13 protein-coding genes are annotated in these 17,701 nt (G+C 59.8%); 7 read left to right on the top strand and 6 right to left on the bottom strand.

What is annotated here, in order from left to right:
- Window positions 1-292: 292 nt before the first annotated feature.
- Complete coding sequence (gene typA / locus AO065_RS10495; protein WP_004882722.1) at window positions 293-2,113, bottom strand: translational GTPase TypA; 1,821 nt, start codon at window positions 2,111-2,113, stop codon at window positions 293-295.
- A 143-nt stretch (window positions 2,114-2,256) separates the two neighbouring features.
- A complete protein-coding gene (thiI, locus tag AO065_RS10490; RefSeq protein ID WP_004882723.1) occupies window positions 2,257-3,711 on the bottom strand; it encodes a tRNA uracil 4-sulfurtransferase ThiI in 1,455 nt (484 codons plus the stop codon).
- Between the two features lie 334 nt (window positions 3,712-4,045).
- Between thiI and glnA the strand changes: the two genes are divergently transcribed.
- From glnA to ntrC, 6 genes are all read left to right on the top strand, one after another.
- On the top strand, window positions 4,046-5,452 hold the full coding sequence (gene glnA, locus AO065_RS10485; protein WP_004882724.1) for a glutamate--ammonia ligase: 1,407 nt from the start codon (window positions 4,046-4,048) through the stop codon (window positions 5,450-5,452).
- A gap of 183 nt (window positions 5,453-5,635) precedes the next feature.
- The gene (locus tag AO065_RS10480) at window positions 5,636-6,193 is read left to right on the top strand and encodes a chorismate mutase (RefSeq protein ID WP_004882725.1); all 558 of its coding nucleotides are present in this window, start codon (window positions 5,636-5,638) and stop codon (window positions 6,191-6,193) included.
- Window positions 6,194-6,262: 69 nt separating this feature from the next.
- A complete protein-coding gene (locus tag AO065_RS10475) occupies window positions 6,263-6,802 on the top strand; it encodes a DUF4124 domain-containing protein (protein ID WP_004882726.1) in 540 nt (179 codons plus the stop codon).
- A complete protein-coding gene (locus AO065_RS10470) occupies window positions 6,799-7,422 on the top strand; it encodes a DUF4124 domain-containing protein (RefSeq protein WP_004882727.1) in 624 nt (207 codons plus the stop codon). Before AO065_RS10475 ends, AO065_RS10470 begins: the two co-directional genes overlap by 4 nt.
- A 524-nt stretch (window positions 7,423-7,946) precedes the next feature.
- Complete coding sequence (gene glnL, locus AO065_RS10465) at window positions 7,947-9,032, top strand: nitrogen regulation protein NR(II) (protein ID WP_004882729.1); 1,086 nt, start codon at window positions 7,947-7,949, stop codon at window positions 9,030-9,032.
- Window positions 9,029-10,465: a nitrogen regulation protein NR(I) gene (gene ntrC, locus AO065_RS10460; RefSeq protein ID WP_004882730.1), complete on the top strand. Its 1,437-nt coding sequence runs from the start codon at window positions 9,029-9,031 to the stop codon at window positions 10,463-10,465. The genes glnL and ntrC overlap by 4 nt, the downstream gene beginning before the upstream one ends.
- Before the next feature lie 247 nt (window positions 10,466-10,712).
- Here the strand turns inward: ntrC and mgrA are convergent, their stop codons facing one another.
- Genes mgrA through AO065_RS10440 form a run of 4 tightly spaced genes read right to left on the bottom strand, consistent with a single transcriptional unit; the run spans window position 10,713 to window position 16,383 of the window.
- Window positions 10,713-11,750, bottom strand: a complete 1,038-nt coding sequence (gene mgrA, locus AO065_RS10455) for an L-glyceraldehyde 3-phosphate reductase (RefSeq protein WP_004882731.1) — start codon at window positions 11,748-11,750, stop codon at window positions 10,713-10,715.
- 26 nt (window positions 11,751-11,776) lie between these two features.
- The gene (locus tag AO065_RS10450) at window positions 11,777-12,712 is read right to left on the bottom strand and encodes a sulfonate ABC transporter substrate-binding protein (protein WP_004882733.1); all 936 of its coding nucleotides are present in this window, start codon (window positions 12,710-12,712) and stop codon (window positions 11,777-11,779) included.
- A 48-nt stretch (window positions 12,713-12,760) separates the two neighbouring features.
- On the bottom strand, window positions 12,761-14,086 hold the full coding sequence (locus AO065_RS10445) for an LLM class flavin-dependent oxidoreductase (protein WP_004882736.1): 1,326 nt from the start codon (window positions 14,084-14,086) through the stop codon (window positions 12,761-12,763).
- A gap of 29 nt (window positions 14,087-14,115) precedes the next feature.
- Window positions 14,116-16,383: a TonB-dependent receptor gene (locus AO065_RS10440; RefSeq protein WP_004882739.1), complete on the bottom strand. Its 2,268-nt coding sequence runs from the start codon at window positions 16,381-16,383 to the stop codon at window positions 14,116-14,118.
- 218 nt (window positions 16,384-16,601) lie between these two features.
- On the opposite strand from AO065_RS10440, the gene AO065_RS10435 reads away from it, so the two are divergent.
- Window positions 16,602-17,648 carry a LacI family DNA-binding transcriptional regulator gene (locus tag AO065_RS10435; protein WP_004882740.1) on the top strand — a complete coding sequence of 349 codons (1,047 nt, stop codon included), beginning with the start codon at window positions 16,602-16,604 and terminating at the stop codon, window positions 17,646-17,648.
- Window positions 17,649-17,701: the final 53 nt, after the last annotated feature.

The following is a 17,701-nucleotide window of genomic DNA, read 5'->3' as shown; positions in this document are numbered from 1 at the left end:
ATCGGCATCCATGCCGATTGCCCCCCGAATCAGCGCCAGGACTCAGCCTTCACCCACGTCGCAATCGGCGGCGTCCGCACTATCGCGCAAAAAAGCACGGCAGTGCGCTGTCTCACTGGATCGCCAGATGACTTGTGTATAACGATGAGCGCTCGCGTGGGAATGCATCCTGGGACGCTCCGCGTCCGCTCTCCCATGTGCCGCACGGGGCCAGGCTTTCATAAAACCCACACAAACAAAAACGCCCCCGGCCTTTCGACCGGGGGCGTTTTCGTTCAGCGAGGGCTAAGTATCAAGCCTTGGCTTTCTTGGCAGCGCGGGTACGCTCGCCTTCGTCCAGGATCTTCTTGCGAAGACGGATCGACTTAGGCGTAACTTCGCACAGCTCGTCGTCCTGGATGAATTCCAGAGCCTGTTCCAGGGTGAAGCGAACAGGTGGAACCAGAGCGATGGTTTCGTCTTTACCCGAAGCACGCATGTTGTCGAGCTTCTTGCCTTTGGTTGGGTTGACGCCCATGTCGGTGTCACGGCTGTTCAGACCAACGATCTGACCGTTGTAGATCTCTTGACCGTGCTCAACGAACAGCTTGCCACGCGCCTGGAGGGTTTCCAGGGAGTAGGTCAGCGCCTTGCCGGTTTCAACCGAGACCAGAACACCGTTCTGACGGCCGGACATCTGGCCGGACTTCATGGTGTCGTAGCGATCGAAGATCGAGGTCAGGATGCCAGCACCGTTGGTCAGGGTCAGGAACTGGTTACGGAAACCGATCAGACCACGAGCAGGGATGTTGTATTCCAGACGAACACGGCCTTTGCCATCCGGCACCATGTTGGTCAGGTCGCCCTTACGCAGACCCATCTCTTCCATCACCTTGCCTTGGGATTCTTCCGGGGTGTCGATGGTGACGTTTTCGAACGGTTCCTGCTTGTTGCCGTCAACGACGCGGATGATCACTTCCGGACGACCAACGCCCATTTCGAAGCCTTCGCGACGCATGGTTTCGATCAGTACCGAGAGGTGCAGCTCACCACGGCCGGAAACCTTGAACTTGTCAGCCGAGTCGCCTTCTTCAACGCGCAGAGCAACGTTGTACAGCAGCTCCTTGTCCAGACGCTCCTTGATGTTACGGGAGGTCACGAACTTGCCTTCTTTACCGCAGAACGGCGAGTCGTTTACCTGGAAGGTCATGGAAACGGTTGGCTCGTCGACGGTCAACGGCTTCATCGCTTCAACGTTCAGCGGGTCGCACAGGGTGTCGGAGATGAACAGCTCGTCCATACCGCTGATGCAGACGATGTCGCCGGCCGCTGCTTCTTCAACGTCAACGCGGTGCAGACCGTGGTGACCCATCAGCTTCAGGATACGACCGTTACGCTTCTTGCCAGTGGCGTCGATAGCCACGACCGGCGTGTTCGGCTTGACGCGACCACGTGCGATACGGCCAACACCGATGACGCCCAGGAAGCTGTTGTAGTCCAGTGCGGAGATCTGCATCTGGAACGGACCGTCACGGTCAACCTTTGGAGCCGGTACGTTGTCGACGATCGACTGGTACAGCGGGGTCATGTCTTCAGCCATGTCGGTATGGTCCAGACCGGCAATACCGTTCAGGGCCGAGGCGTAGACGACTTTGAAGTCCAGCTGTTCTTCGGTGGCACCCAGGTTGTCGAACAGGTCGAAGATCTGGTCCAGAACCCAGTCCGGACGCGCGCCTGGACGGTCAACCTTGTTGATGACCACGATTGGACGCAGGCCGGCTTCGAAAGCCTTCTTGGTCACGAAACGGGTCTGCGGCATAGGGCCGTCCTGAGCATCGACCAGCAGCAGCACGGAGTCGACCATCGACATCACGCGCTCTACTTCACCACCGAAGTCGGCGTGGCCCGGGGTGTCCACGATGTTGATGTGGAAGCCGTTCCAGTTGATCGCGGTGTTCTTCGCGAGAATGGTAATACCGCGCTCTTTTTCCTGGTCGTTGGAGTCCATCACGCGCTCGTCGTTGAGCTCGTTGCGCTCCAGAGTGCCGGATTGACGCAGGAGTTTGTCTACCAGGGTGGTCTTACCATGGTCAACGTGGGCGATGATGGCGATGTTGCGTAGATTTTCGATCACTTGTGTATCTCGATCAGAGGATTCGGTCTGCTGACGGTTTAACGCCGGCGATTAACAGTTACTAGTCGGCAAAAGCCGTTACGGCTTGGCGACTGGTGTCGGGGGGCCGGTGACGCAAGCCACAGGCAAACAGCCCCGGGCACTTAGCTCGGTCGATAAACGCGCACATTGGCATGCCCCTCACTGAGCAAATGGTGAGCATGCAGGCGACTCATGACGCCTTTGTCGCAATACAACAGGTACTGGCGCGTGTTATCCAGTTCCTTGAAACGGCTGTTCAGTGCATAGAACGGCAGCGTTTGTACTTCTATGCCCGGCACCTGCAGCGGCTGGTCTTCCTGCGCATCCGGGTGACGGATGTCGATGACGACCTGACCGGCCAGCGCCTGGCTGACTTCTTCTATATCGACATTGCGGCTCAGATCGTCGATGACGCGATCAATCGAAACCAGCTTTGCGCGCTCGAGCGCCTGCTCGAGAATCGCCATGTCGAACTGTTTTTCTTCGTACTCAACGCGATTCCGCTTGGCGTTGGTCTTGGGGTTGACCGAGATCACCCCGCAATATTCAGGCATGTGTCGGGCGAAGTCGGCCGTACCGATCTCCGTCGCCTGATCCACGATGTCCTGCTTGTGGCTGGCCACCAGAGGCCGCAACACCAGCTTGTCGGTCGCCGAATCGATCAGCGACAGGTTGGGCAGCGTCTGGCTTGACACCTGTGAAATCGCCTCGCCCGTGACCAGCACATCGATTTCGAGACGATCAGCCACGGATGAAGCAGCGCGTAACATCATACGCTTCAAAACTACACCCATATGACTGTTATCGACTTTCTGCAGAATTTCTCCGAGAACTTCCTCGAAAGGCACGCTCACGAACAGCACTCGCTGGGAGCTGCCGTACTTCTTCCAGATGAAATGAGCGACTTCCATCACGCCCAGTTCGTGGGCACGACCGCCCAGATTGAAGAAGCAGAAATGGGCCATAAGCCCGCGGCGCATGATCTGGTAGGCCGCAACGGTCGAATCGAAACCGCCGGACATCAATACCAGCGTCTGCTCCAGCGCGCCGAGTGGATAACCGCCCAGGCCTTTGTGCTGGTCATGAACGACAAACAACCGTTGGTCGCGAATTTCCATTCTGACCACCAGATCGGGTTTTTTCAGCTCGATTCCGGCCGCGCCGCACTGCTGACGCAACTGGCTGCCGACGTATTTCTCGACATCCATGGAGCTGAAATCGTGTCGTCCGGCACGTTTGCAACGCACGGCAAACATCTTGCCCGGCAGCAGGTCGGCGTAGTGCGCCTTGCACTTGGCAACGATGTCATCCATGTCGCCCAGCGGGTACTCGGCCACCTGCAGAAAGTTGGCGATGCCAGGCATGCAACTCAGGCGCTCGGTAATGCCCTGCAGCACTTTGGGGTCGGTCAGCCGGGTCTCCACCTCAAGGTTGTCCCATACGCCACCCACAACAATGTCCGCGTCCAGTTCCCGGAGCACGGTACGAATGTTCTTGCCCAGCTGCCGGATGAACTTCTTGCGAACCGGCGGGCTTTTGATGGTGATTTCTGGGAAAACTTTAACGATTAGTTTCATGGAAACGGTGCGTGAGGTGCCGACCAAAAAAGGGGGGCGCGGATTATAGCGGAAATTGCTCACGGTTTAACCAGTTATCGTACAGCCAATCATCTACGCACCAAAAAGGGTCGGCGCTTCAATTGCCAGCGCCATAAAGGTGCGTGATTTTTCCGAGAATCCTCATTTAACGCCCTGAAAGCCTCGGATTGAGGCAAAAAACCCAACACGGGGCACTGGCATGCAAATTGCTCCCTTGTGAGGCAGGTTGCCTTGGCAGAGTATTCGCGCCGGCATCACCCAAATTCAAGGGGCCCAAAACTATAAGGCGGTCCCTAGCCACCCGGAGGACACCATGTCGAAGTCGGTTCAACTCATCAAAGATCATGACGTTAAGTGGATTGATCTGCGCTTCACAGACACCAAGGGCAAGCAGCAGCACGTCACGATGCCTGCGCGCGATGCGCTGGAAGACGACTTCTTTGAAGTCGGCAAAATGTTCGACGGTTCCTCCATCGCTGGCTGGAAAGGCATCGAAGCCTCCGACATGATCCTGCTGCCGGACGACGAGACTGCCGTTCTCGACCCGTTCACCGAAGAGCCGACCATCATTCTGGTCTGCGACATCATCGAACCTTCGACCATGCAAGGCTACGATCGCGACCCGCGCGCCATCGCCCACCGCGCCGAGGAATACCTGAAGTCCACCGGTATCGGTGACACCGTATTCGTAGGCCCCGAGCCGGAATTCTTCGTCTTCGACGAAGTGAAGTTCAAGTCCGACATCTCCGGTTCCATGTTCAAGATCTTCTCCGAACAGGCTTCCTGGATGACCGACGGCGACATCGACGGCGGCAACAAGGGCCACCGTCCTGGCGTCAAGGGTGGCTACTTCCCGGTTCCACCGGTCGACCACGACCACGAAATCCGTACCGCAATGTGCAACGCCCTGGAAGAAATGGGCCAGATCGTGGAAGTACACCACCACGAAGTTGCCACTGCCGGCCAGAACGAAATCGGCGTGAAATTCAACACGCTGGTCAAGAAGGCTGACGAAGTTCAGACCCTCAAATACTGCGTACACAACGTTGCCGACGCCTACGGCCGTACCGCTACCTTCATGCCGAAGCCTCTGTATGGCGACAACGGTTCGGGTATGCACGTGCACATGTCCATCTCCAAAGATGGCAAGAACACCTTCGCAGGCGAAGGCTATGCCGGTCTGTCCGACACTGCCCTGTTCTTCATCGGCGGTATCATCAAGCACGGCAAGGCACTGAACGGCTTCACCAACCCGTCGACCAACTCCTACAAGCGTCTGGTCCCGGGTTTCGAAGCACCGGTCATGCTGGCCTACTCGGCACGTAACCGCTCCGCGTCCATCCGTATTCCTTACGTCTCCAGCCCACGCGGCCGTCGTATCGAAGCACGCTTCCCGGATCCGGCAGCCAACCCGTACCTGGCGTTCGCTGCACTGTTGATGGCTGGCCTGGACGGCATCCAGAATAAGATCCACCCTGGCGACGCAGCTGACAAGAACCTGTATGACCTGCCGCCTGAAGAGGCCAAAGAGATTCCACAGGTTTGTGGCAGCCTGAAAGAAGCCCTGGAAGAACTGGACAAGGGCCGTGCCTTCCTGACCAAGGGCGGCGTATTCAGCGACGACTTCATCGATGCCTACATCGAGCTGAAAAGCGAAGAAGAAATCAAGGTCCGCACCTTCGTACACCCACTGGAATACGAGCTGTACTACAGCTGCTGATCCAGTTGCACCAACGTTGATGGCCTGACGTTGATGGCGTAACAAAAGACCTCCTTCGGGAGGTCTTTTTTTTGCGCAATATCAATTGTCGGACAATTCATGAATCTTTATTCACTCGAAGGCACTGGCCCCGAACCGCGACGTGGCGTTAACTCTTCATCCTTTCCCACGATGGAGCGCCCCATGCGCATGCTTCTCGCCAGCTCGTTACTGACCCTGACCTGTCTGTCCTCAGGCTTTATCTTCGCCGCCGAGCAGAAACCTTCCGCCCTTGAACCGTTGCTGCAGGCCATCAGCGAGCGCCTGACGATTGCCGATCAGGTGGCCCTCAGCAAATGGGACAGTGGCAAGGCCGTCGAAGACCCGCCCCGCGAACAACAGGTGATCACCGCTGCCCAGGCACGTGCCGCCGAGTTCAAGCTGAACCCGGAGGATGTCCAGCGGCTGTTCCGTGCCCAGATCGAAGCCAACAAGCGCGTGCAGAACGCCCTGCTTGCCCAATGGCACGCGGCAGGCAAGGCGCCCGACACGGTACGTCTGAGCCTGGTCGATGACATCCGTCCAAAACTGGATCGCCTGCAGACCGAGTTGTTGAAAGCCTACGCCGACTTCCAGCCGGTTCGCGCCTCTGCCGATTGTCAGACGCTGCTGGACGCCGCACTCAAGCGCCACCTGAGCGACCCGATCCATGATCAGGCGCTGGTGCTGGCCACTGCGGATCTGTGCGCACCAAAACTGTAAGCCTGTCTGCACGACACAGGGCGAAGTGTTCTATGCTGGTGACCTTTGCCCTTCGCTGTCGAGCTCCCCATGCGTCAAAGCCTCATCTGCCTGTTCCTATTGATCAGCCTGCCTGCCGTAGCGCAGATCTATAAGTACACCGATGCGAATGGCAATACGGCGTTCAGTAATGAGCCACCCAATGGCGTCAAGACCGAGGTCGTCGAACTGCCGCCGCTCAACAGCGTGGAATCCCGTCCCTCCCGACCGGTCCTCAACACCGCGCCGCAAGCAGTCGAGCCGCAGACTCAAACGCAGGCACAGTCTCAAGACGCCTACAGCACGCTCGAACTCTCCGACCTGCCGACCGACGAGGCACTGCGCGCCAACAACGGCTCGTTCATCATCGGTGTGAAAATTCAGCCGCGTCTGCAGCAGGCCCATCGTCTGCAGCTGCTGCTGGACGGCAACCTGTATGGCCAAGCCACCAACCTTCCGCGCTTTCAGGTCATGAACATTGATCGTGGCGAGCACAGCTTCGCAGTGGTGGTGAAGGACGGCGAACGCATCATCCAGCAAAGCGAGACCATCACCCTGACCGTGCAACGCGTTCACCTCGGCAAGCCATGAACGTGCGCAACCTGCTGCTGACGCTGTTATTGCTCTACGCGCTGCCCGCGCTGGCGGACGTTTACACCTATATAGATGCCAACGGTAATCGAGTCTTTACCGACCAGCCGCGCAAGAACGCCAAGCGCGTCGACATCCCGCCCAGCAACAACATGACCGGCACGCCGCCCACCCGGACCCTCAAGAGCAAACCCGTCGAAAGCAAGCCGCCAGCGATCTTCCACTATCAGCTGTTGCGAGTGCTTGTGCCTGAACCGGATGCCGCGATCAGCAGCCCCAGCGGCGACCTGATCGTGACGGTGACCAGCGATCCGGTATTACAGCCAGGCCACAGTTATCGCCTGTTGCTGGACGGAGTTGCCGTCGGCCAGCCGGGACGCAGCCCAGTGTTTCCACTGAGCAATATTGACCGGGGCACGCATCAGATCTCTGTCGAGATATTCGACCAATTGGGACGGGTACTGGAAAAGACGCCCAACCAGTCCTTTCACTTGAAGCGCATTTCCCTTGCGCAGAAGCGTGCGGTCAACCCGTGCAAGACTGAGGAATACGGTGTTCGCCCGGAGTGCCCGATCAAGGACAAGCCCGAACCGGAAAGCAGTATTCTGCCGTTCCTCTGAAGCTATCTCGTCTTCGACGTAGCGCTGTCGCGCAGCAAACACCGGACCGTGGGAGGCGGCTTGTCGGCGATCTGCCGGGAACCGGCAGCAAAACCTGCACACGCGGTGTGTCAGATATACCTCGGGGCCGCTGCGCAGCCCATCGCTGCCGTCGTAACCTGCGAGAACTCCTACGCCCTGCGGGCAGAAGCGGATTTCAGCGCAGATTCAGTTCTAGATGCATGAAAGAAGATGACATATCTCAACGCACCTTTTTGGTGCGCAAATCTGGCATCCACGCAACAATACAGCCCACTTTGGTTCAGAAATCACCCTCAAGTAGCGCCGTATGCGGGCACGCGTTCGAAAAAAGCACCTGTTTTGCAGAGAAAACGCTTCTTTTCGGAGCCTTGGTTTGGTTTTTGCAACTTCACCGGCATAGCACCCCGTCAAGCACCATATGGGTGGCTCTGCCCGTGCTGACAAGGACCTGTCAGCACCCGCATAGCGCGATTGCCATGTGCCAAAAGAGGTCAACACGATTCATGACTATCAGCGACGCGCTGCACAGACTGTTACTGGATAACCTGACCACTGCCACCATTCTGCTCAACGCCGACCTGCGTCTCGAGTACATGAACCCGGCGGCGGAAATGCTGCTCGCCATCAGTGGGCAGCGCAGCCATGGGCAATTCATCAGCGAGCTGTTCACCGAATCGGCCGAAGCGCTGAGTTCACTTCGCCAGGCAGTCGAACAGGCCCACCCTTTCACCAAACGTGAAGCCATGCTCACCGCGCTGACCGGCCAGACCCTGACCGTCGACTACGCCGTGACCCCGATTCTGAGCAAGGGCGAAACCCTGCTGCTGCTTGAAGTCCACCCTCGTGACCGCCTGCTGCGTATCACCAAGGAAGAGGCCCAGTTGTCCAAGCAGGAAACCACCAAGATGCTGGTGCGCGGCCTGGCTCACGAAATAAAGAATCCGCTGGGCGGGATTCGCGGCGCCGCGCAACTGCTGGCCCGCGAACTGCCTGAAGAAAGCCTCAAGGACTACACCAACGTCATCATCGAAGAAGCCGACCGCCTGCGTAATCTCGTTGACCGGATGTTGGGCTCCAACAAACTGCCTTCGCTGGCGATGACCAACGTGCATGAAGTGCTCGAGCGGGTGTGCAGTCTGGTCGAAGCCGAAAGCCAGGGCTGCATCACGCTGGTGCGCGACTATGACCCGAGCATTCCGGATGTCTTGATCGACCGCGAGCAGATGATTCAGGCCGTGCTCAATATCGTGCGCAATGCCATGCAGGCCATCAGCGGTCAGAACGAATTGCGCCTGGGCCGCATCACCCTGCGTACCCGTGCCATGCGCCAGTTCACCATCGGCCACGTGCGCCACAGGCTGGTGAGCAAGATCGAGATCATCGACAACGGTCCGGGCATCCCGGCCGAGCTTCAGGAAACCATTTTCTACCCCATGGTCAGTGGCCGCCCGGATGGCACAGGGCTCGGTCTGGCCATTACCCAGAACATCATCAGCCAGCACCAGGGGCTTATCGAGTGTGACAGCCATCCCGGCCACACCACATTCTCGATCTTCCTGCCGCTGGAACAAGGAGCAGCTTCGACATGAGCCGTAGTGAAACTGTCTGGATCGTAGACGACGATCGTTCCATTCGCTGGGTACTGGAAAAGGCCTTGCAACAGGAAGGCATGACCACGCAGAGCTTCGACAGCGCCGATGGGGTGATGAGTCGCCTGGCGCGTCAGCAACCGGACGTGATCATTTCCGACATCCGCATGCCGGGTGCCAGCGGCCTGGACCTGCTGGCGCGAATTCGCGAACAGCATCCACGCCTACCGGTCATCATCATGACCGCCCATTCGGACCTGGACAGCGCCGTAGCGTCGTATCAGGGCGGTGCGTTCGAATACCTGCCCAAGCCGTTCGACGTCGATGAAGCCGTTTCGCTGGTCAAGCGTGCCAACCAGCACGCTCAGGAACAGCAGGGTCTGGATGTCGCGCCCACGTTGACCCGCACCCCCGAGATCATCGGCGAAGCGCCTGCGATGCAAGAAGTGTTTCGCGCCATCGGGCGTTTGAGCCACTCCAACATCACCGTATTGATCAATGGCGAATCGGGTACCGGTAAAGAGCTGGTCGCCCACGCCCTGCACCGTCACAGCCCGCGTTCGGCGTCACCGTTCATTGCGCTGAACATGGCGGCGATCCCCAAGGACCTGATGGAGTCCGAGCTGTTCGGTCACGAGAAAGGCGCCTTCACCGGTGCCGCCAACCTGCGTCGCGGCCGCTTCGAGCAGGCTGACGGCGGCACGTTGTTTCTCGACGAAATCGGCGACATGCCTGCCGACACCCAGACGCGACTGTTGCGTGTTCTGGCAGACGGCGAGTTCTATCGGGTCGGGGGTCATACGCCGGTCAAGGTCGATGTGCGCATCATCGCTGCGACCCACCAGAATCTGGAAACCCTCGTGCAGGCCGGCAAGTTCCGCGAGGACTTGTTCCACCGCCTGAACGTGATCCGTATTCACATTCCGCGCATGTCGGACCGTCGCGAAGACATCCCGACACTCGCCCGTCACTTCCTGAGCCGTGCCGCGCAGGAACTGGCGGTCGAGCCGAAACTGCTCAAGGCCGAGACCGAGGAATACCTCAAGCATCTGCCCTGGCCGGGTAACGTGCGTCAGCTGGAAAACACCTGCCGCTGGATCACGGTCATGGCCTCGGGCCGTGAAGTGCACATCAGCGACCTGCCGCCAGAACTGCTCAGCCTGCCGCAGGATGCTGCGCCGGTCACAAACTGGGAGCAGGCACTGCGTCAGTGGGCCGATCAGGCCCTGTCACGCGGTCAGTCGAGCCTGCTGGACAGCGCCGTGCCGACCTTCGAACGCATCATGATCGAAACCGCCCTCAAGCATACGGCAGGCCGCCGTCGCGATGCCGCCGTGCTGCTGGGTTGGGGCCGAAACACCCTGACCCGCAAGATCAAAGAGTTGGGCATGAAGGTCGATGGTGGGGATGAAGACGAGGGTGAGGAAGGCTGATAACGCCGATCTGGAGGCTGATAGTGCCCACGGTACCCGTGGGCATGTAGCCGCAAGGGTCAGCACTCGGCGTTATGCACAAGTCTTCGGAGGAACACGATAATGATCGTTCCCACGCGATGGGCACGATCAGTGTTAAGGCGGACGATGAGCGCGGAGCATGGGCATGATCGGTGTCTATCGGGTCAATGATCGTTCCCAGCATGGTAACGCCGCTCAGGACGCTCTGCGTCCGCCCTCGACTGGATCACTCAGCCAGAGAAGGTTTCTCCCACAGATTGATCCCGCCTTCTACCGCAAAGCTGTCGATCTCGGTCAGTTCTTCCTGACTGAACGACAGGTTTTTCAAGGCGCCGACGTTCTCGACGATCTGCTCGGGACGGCTGGCGCCAATCAGCGCTGATGTCACACGTGGATCGCGCAGCGTCCAGGCCAACGCCATTTGTGCCAGGCTCTGGCCACGACGCTGGGCGATTTCATTCAAGGCACGCACGTGAGCGATGTTCTGCTCGGACAGGTGCGAAGCCTGCAACGAACCGCCGCCCGGACGATTGACCCGCGCATCCTTGGGCACACCGTTCAGGTACTTGTCCGACAGCAGACCCTGCGCCAGCGCAGTAAAGGCAATCACGCCTGCGCCCAGCTCTTCAGTCGCATCGAGCAAGTCTTTCTCGACCCAGCGGTTGAGCAGGTTGTAGGCCGGTTGATGGATCAGCAGCGGCACTTTCCACTCTTTGAGCAACGCAGCGATCTCGCGGGTCTTGGCCCCGGAATAGGAAGAGATGCCGATGTACAGCGCCTTGCCCTGCTGTACGGCAGTAGCCAGTGCGCTGGCGGTTTCTTCCAGTGGTGTGTCCGGGTCGAAGCGGTGCGAATAGAAAATGTCGACGTAATCCAGGCCCATGCGCTGCAGGCTCTGATCAAGGCTGGCCAGCACGTATTTGCGCGAACCGCCGCCCTGCCCGTAAGGCCCCGGCCACATGTCCCAACCCGCCTTGCTGGAGATGATCAGCTCATCGCGGTACTGCTTGAAGTCCTCACGCAGCAGGCGACCGAAGTTGATCTCGGCACTGCCGTACGGGGGGCCGTAGTTGTTGGCCAGGTCGAAATGGTTGATGCCCAGATCGAACGCGGTGCGCAGCATGGCGCGCTGGGTGTCGATGGGCGTGCTGTCACCGAAGTTGTGCCACAGGCCCAGCGACAGCGCTGGCAGGACCAGCCCGCTGCGACCGGTACGGCGATAAGGCATGTCGTTGTAGCGATGTTCGGCAGCGATATACGTCATTGAATCCTCTCTTGTCAGGGGGATACTCAAGGCCTGTTCCACACGGCCTGCTGGATATCGACCCGCTTGGGCACCAGGTGGTTGTCGAAAAACAGATCGGCGGTCGCCTGTTGCGCACGGACGATCTCTGGCGTGATCGGCAGGCTCGGTGAGGCCGGGCGATGGTCAAGATACTGAGTGATGACCGCTTCGGACAAGCCCATGCTGCGCACCAGAATCTGAATGCTCTCGGCGCGTTGCGAGCGGGTCAGCGCATCGGCGGCGGTCAATTCGTCGAGCACGCTCTGCACGAAAGCCCCGTTATTGTCAGCGAAACCGCGGCGTGCGGTGTAGAACGGACCGGACAATCCCAGCCCCTCACCATTCGCCAGCAGCCGACTGTGGCCTTCGTTGAGTGCGATGGAATAGTACGGATCCCAGATGGCCCAGGCATCGACACTGCCGTTTTCAAACGCCGCGCGGGCGTCGGCCGGGGTCAGGTAGATTGGCTGAATGTCCTTGAAGGTCAGCCCTGCCTTGTTCAGCACGCGTAGCACCACGTTGTGCGCGCTGGAGCCTTTCTGAAATGCGACCTTGCGCCCTTTCAGATCGGCCACGCTGTGCAGCGGGCTTTCGTTGCGCACCAGAATGGTTTCGGCCTGGGGCTTGGCGGGCTCGGCGCCGATGTAGACCAGATCGGCACCCGCGACCTGAGCGAAGATCGGCGGAATATCACCGGTCGAGGCAATGTCGAGACTGCCAATGTTCAAGGCTTCCAGCATCTGCGGCCCGGCCGGGAATTCGATCCACTTGATTTGTGTGTGTGGGAATCGCTTCTCCAACAGGCCATGCTCCTTGGCGAGGACCAGGGTGATCGAGCCTTTCTGAAGGCCGATGCGCAGGGTGTCGGGTTCGCTGGCTGAAGCGGTGTTTAACAGGCCGATGAACGCGAGAATGGCGGCGATGAATGCAAATGGTTTCATGAGGTTTTCCTTTACCAATGATTGTTCCCACGCCCAGCATCGGAACGATCAAATTCGATTTATCGAGCGCTGCAGGCCGAGGTTTTCGCGCAAGGTGGTGCCTTCGTATTCAGTGCGGAACAGGCCGCGACGCTGCAACTCGGGCACCAGCAACCGCGCGACGTCTTCAAGCCCGCCGGGCAGGTGCGGCACCAGCACATTGAAGCCATCCGCAGCGCCTTGCTCAAACCAGCATTGCAGTTCATCAGCGACCTGTTCAGGCGTGCCGATCAGGCTGTAATGCCCTCGCCCACCGGCAATGCGACGGCCCAACTGCGTGAGGTTAAGGTGTTCCCGCTCGGCCAGTTCGGTGAGCAGCTTCTGACGGCTGCGCTGCCCGCTGTCGGTCAGCGGCAGTTCCGGCAACGGCCCGTCCAGCGGGTAACCGGACAAGTCGAAATTGCCCAGCATCCGCCCCAGCAGAGCAACGCCGACCTCGGGCTCCACCAAGTCCTGAAACGACTCGAATTTTTCCCTGGCCAGCACTTCGCTCTCGGCCACGACGATCAACACGCCGGGCATGATCTTCAGCGAATCGGCGCTACGCCCATACGCTGCCAGACGGCCCTTGATGTCGGCATAAAACGCCTGCGCGCTGGCCAGTGACGTCTGTGCGGTGAACACCACCTCGGCCGTTTGCGCCGCCAGATCGCGACCGACCTCCGATGAACCGGCCTGCACGACGACCGGCTGGCCTTGCGGCGAGCGCGCCACGTTGAGTGGGCCTTTGACGCTGAAGTGTTCGCCCTGATGATTCAGCTCCTGCACTTTGGCTGGGTCGTAATACTGACCGCAGGCCTTGTCACGGGTGAACGCATCGTCTGCCCAACTGTTCCACAGCCCGGTCACGACTTCATGAAACTCTCGGGCGCGGCTGTAACGTTCAGCATGACCAACGTGTTCACTGCGACCGAAGTTCTGCGCTTCAGCCGCCGCATCGGACGTCACCAGATTCCACCCCGCTCGCCCACCCGACAGATGGTCCAGCGAGGCGAACTTGCGGGCCACGTGGTAGGGCTCGTTGTAGGTGGTGGTCGCGGTGGCAATCAGGCCGATGTGATTGGTCACCGCGCTCAGCGCCGACAGCAGCGTCAGCGGTTCGAAATGATCGGAACGCGCCATGCGGCTGGCGATGTCGCCCGTGGCGGCAGCGACACTGTCAGCCACGAACAGCGCATCGAATTTCGCCGCTTCAGCCACCTGAGCCAGATGCCGGTAGTGCTTGAAATCCAGCCCCGCGTTGGCGGGCACGTCCGGGTGTCGCCAGGCCGCCACATGGTGCCCGGTGGCCATCAGGAAAGCGCCCAGTTTCATCTGTCGAGCCGTTGTGCTCATACCTGTCTCCCTTCATTGCGGTTGCCCGCTTAGAAATCCTTGCGCACCTGCACGCCGAAATAACGCTCGTCATCACGCGGCACCGAGCGATACACATAGTTGCCGCCCGTGGCGAGCATCGGTGCATAGGATTTGTCCGCCAGGTTCTTGCCCAGCAGCGCCACACGCCAGCCGCTGTTGTAATCGGCCATCGCGACGCTGGCGTTCCAGATGCCGAAGGCGCCTTGTTTGGTGTCCGGGTTCTGGCTGATGTCGTACTGCACTTCGCTCTGCCAGCTGTAATCGGTGCCCAGTTCGATATCCAGGCCGTTGTCCAGCGGGATGGTGTAGTCGGCGCGGACGTAGCTCTTCCAGTCCGGGCTATACGGCAGGGTCTTGCCATCGACATTGCAGGACGCAGCGGCACCGGCCGGGCAGGCGAAGGTGTCGATGCGTGCCCGGGTATAGGACAGCGCACCGGAGAACTTCAGATTGCGCGTGGCCTGCAAGGCGTAATCCAGCTCGACGCCTTCAGTGCTGACGCTGCCCGCGTTGATCAGTCGGGTCACGACCTGCCCGGCAACGCTGTCGAAAAAGTTGGCCTGGTAGTTGTCGTAATCGCTGTGGAACACCGCCAGGTTGGTGGTCAGGCGATTGTTCCAGGTGGTGGCCTTGATACCGATTTCCCACGTATTGGAGGTCTCGGGTTTCAAGGCTTCTGTGTCACGCGGCTGCATGTTGAAGAACACGTTGTAGGCCGGGCCTTTGTAGCCGCGCGAATAGGTGATGTAGCTGGTCACGCTGTCACTCAGATCGTATTGCAGCCCCAGACGGCCCGACTTGCCCTCTTCGTTGACCGAACCGGAACTGCTGGTCGCCGGCTGAATGCCGCTGACCGTGGTGGCCGAGGTCGAGACGCGGCGGTGATCGTACTCAAGATCGTCGTGCGTCCAGCGCAGTCCGGCAATCGCCCGGAAGTCCGGGGTGAAATTGAACGTGGTTTCGCCGAACACCGAATAGCTTTCATTGGTCGTGGTGTAATCGGCAACGCCCTGATCGCGGCGCGTCGGTGTGACCAACGTACGCTGATAGGTCTCGTCGCTCTTGCCGTGCATGTAGAACAGGCCACCGACGTATTCGATGAACTGGCCTTTGGGCGAAGCCAGGCGCAGTTCCTGTGAGTACTGGTTGAACTCAAGATCACCCTTGTCTTCGGTGCCGGGGAACGCCGCGGTGACGGTGCCCAAACGGTCGCCGTCCTGATACTGCGTGTTGTCCCAGCCGCGCCAGGCGGTGATCGACGTCAGGGTGTAGTCACCCAGTTGCCAGTCCAGTTGCCCGGACAGGCCTTTGTTGGTGTCCTCGACATGGCTGCGGTAATCGCTGATCACGTTGCGGTTGTCGCTGTCGGCACGCACCGGCGACAGCGCGCTGGTGAACGCTGGCGTGAGCGATTGGGTCACCACGCCATTGGGCGCGTCGTCGTGGGACTGCATGTAGTCGGCCGCGAGGGTGAAGGTGATGTCGTCGTTGGGCGTGAACTCCAGCTTGCCCCGCGCGCCCTTGCGGTTGTAGCCGTTGACCTCATGGCCGTTGAGCTTATTGTCGACGTTGCCGTCGTAGCTGCCGAACAGCGTGGTGATCGAGCCTTTGAACGTGTCAGGGATCAGGCTGCCGCCGATGCCGAAGCGCGTGCGGCTTTCATTGCCGCTGTAGTAGGACTGATCGATGTAGCCGTGGGTCTCTTCGGTCGGCGCCTTGGTGGTCACATTGAGCACCCCGGCCGACGCATTCTTGCCGAACAGCGTGCCTTGCGGACCGCGCAGAACTTCAATGCGCTCCAGGTCCAGCAGATCGAGTGTGGCCTGGCCTGGACGGGCATAGACCACGCCGTCGATGACTGTCGCGACGGTCGGCTCGACGCCCGGCGAAGTAGAGATGGTGCCAACGCCACGGACGAACAGCGAGGTGTCCTTGTTCGACGCGCCGGTCCTGAAATTCAACGAGGGCACCTGCTGCACGATACTGGCGACGCCGTTGCGGTTGTCGCGCTCCAGTTGCTCGCCCTGAATCACCGACACGGCGACGGGTACTTTCTGCAGCGATTCTTCACGGCGCGTGGCGGTTACGGTGACCGATTCGAGTGTCGGCGTATCGGCGGCCTGCTCTACCGTATCGGCCGCCATGACCGGCACCATCGGCAACGCCGTCAACCCCATCAGCAGCCAGCCGCAACGACGCCCCCGCGCCGCATGGGCCTGATCGATGGCCTGCGCCAGCCGTGTGTGTTTGACCCCATCCCCATGTGCTGTGTGCATCTGCGTGCCTGCCTGAAATATGCCCTGATCCGACAGTGCCCCAAGCACTGACGCCTTTGATTACAACCAAACCGGTTCCGGGCATTCGCGGTGGCGAGTAGCAGACAAACCATCTTTGTTAGCGCTAACATCGCCAGTATCGGGAAATGACAGATAGATCGTCCAATACTGAAAAATTAGTTTTATATGCTTTTTAATTTTAAAAGAAGCGCACGAACATGGCGGATCTAACACCCGTGACACGTAAACGCCGGGGCGCAGGCCGCGTGACGATCAATGCCGTGGCCAAACAGGCTGGCGTGTCGGCCATCACCGTTTCGCGCTACTTCAACCAACCGGAACAGGTGTCCCCGGAACTGCGCGAGCGCATTGCGGCGTCGGTCAATGCGCTGGGCTACGTGCCCAATCTGGTGGCAGGCGGTCTGGCGTCGGCGCGCAGCCGGGTGGTGGCGATGGTGATTCCGAACATCTCCGGGCCGATCTTCGCCGATACCATTCAGGGCTTCAGTGACACACTGAGTCAGCACGGATTCCAGTTGCTGCTGGCCTCCAGTTACTATTCGGAGGAACAGGAAGAAAGCGCCGTGCGTGCGTTTCTGGGCTGGTCACCGGCAGCGCTGGTGCTGACCAGCCGCTTTCACAGCGACGCCACGGAAAAGATGATCGGGCAGGCGGATATCCCGGTGATCGAAACCTGGGACCATCAGCCCGAACGCAGCCCGATCCAGATCGGCTTTTCCCACTACGAAGTCGGCGTCACGGCGGCGCGGTATCTGCACGGCAAGGGCTACCGTCGGATTGCCTTCGTGGAGAACAGCATCGCCGGTGACCTCAGCGCGCAGGAACGCCGCGACGGCTGTGTCGCCACACTGGAAGCACTTGGGCTAAAGCCGTGGGTGTTCGTACCGGATGCAGGGCTTGCGCCGTTTGAAGCGGGCAGACAGGCGATGCATGTGCTGATGGACAACCATCCTCGGCCTGATGCGATTTTCTTTGCCAACGACAACCTGGCAGCAGGCGGCCTGCTCACCAGCCAGCGTATTGGCCTGCAGACACCCAGGGATTGCGCCGTGATGGGCTTCGGCGATTACGCCTTCGCGCAAATGATGATGCCCAGCCTGACCACCATCAAACCACCCGCCCTGCAGATCGGCGTACTGGCGGCGCAGCGCGTGCTGGAGAGCCTGGGCGTGTTGCCGGTCGAGGGTGAAATTCAGAGGCTGAACCTGCTGGCATGCGAGCTGGTTGAGCGGGAGAGCACGTGATTTGAGACCGCGGACGCGGAGCGTCCCGAGAGGCGTTCCCACGCGGAGCATGG

The organism is Pseudomonas viridiflava (assembly GCF_001642795.1).
Taxonomy (GTDB): Bacteria; Pseudomonadota; Gammaproteobacteria; order Pseudomonadales; family Pseudomonadaceae; genus Aquipseudomonas; species Aquipseudomonas viridiflava.
The sequence above is the reverse complement of the archived record's forward strand: the minus strand, read 5'-3'. Positions and strand labels throughout refer to the sequence as shown.

What these genes read in the sequence shown, in the direction of transcription:
- AO065_RS10435 (WP_004882740.1), top strand. Translation starts at nt 16,602, where the DNA reads ATGGCGGATCTAACACCCGTGACACGTAAACGCCGGGGCGCAGGCCGC.
- thiI (WP_004882723.1), bottom strand. Translation starts at nt 3,711, where the DNA reads ATGAAACTAATCGTTAAAGTTTTCCCAGAAATCACCATCAAAAGCCCG.
- AO065_RS10440 (WP_004882739.1), bottom strand. Translation starts at nt 16,383, where the DNA reads ATGCACACAGCACATGGGGATGGGGTCAAACACACACGGCTGGCGCAG.
- AO065_RS10470 (WP_004882727.1), top strand. Translation starts at nt 6,799, where the DNA reads ATGAACGTGCGCAACCTGCTGCTGACGCTGTTATTGCTCTACGCGCTG.
- ntrC (WP_004882730.1), top strand. Translation starts at nt 9,029, where the DNA reads ATGAGCCGTAGTGAAACTGTCTGGATCGTAGACGACGATCGTTCCATT.
- AO065_RS10475 (WP_004882726.1), top strand. Translation starts at nt 6,263, where the DNA reads ATGCGTCAAAGCCTCATCTGCCTGTTCCTATTGATCAGCCTGCCTGCC.
- glnL (WP_004882729.1), top strand. Translation starts at nt 7,947, where the DNA reads ATGACTATCAGCGACGCGCTGCACAGACTGTTACTGGATAACCTGACC.
- AO065_RS10450 (WP_004882733.1), bottom strand. Translation starts at nt 12,712, where the DNA reads ATGAAACCATTTGCATTCATCGCCGCCATTCTCGCGTTCATCGGCCTG.
- mgrA (WP_004882731.1), bottom strand. Translation starts at nt 11,750, where the DNA reads ATGACGTATATCGCTGCCGAACATCGCTACAACGACATGCCTTATCGC.
- AO065_RS10480 (WP_004882725.1), top strand. Translation starts at nt 5,636, where the DNA reads ATGCGCATGCTTCTCGCCAGCTCGTTACTGACCCTGACCTGTCTGTCC.
- AO065_RS10445 (WP_004882736.1), bottom strand. Translation starts at nt 14,086, where the DNA reads ATGAGCACAACGGCTCGACAGATGAAACTGGGCGCTTTCCTGATGGCC.
- glnA (WP_004882724.1), top strand. Translation starts at nt 4,046, where the DNA reads ATGTCGAAGTCGGTTCAACTCATCAAAGATCATGACGTTAAGTGGATT.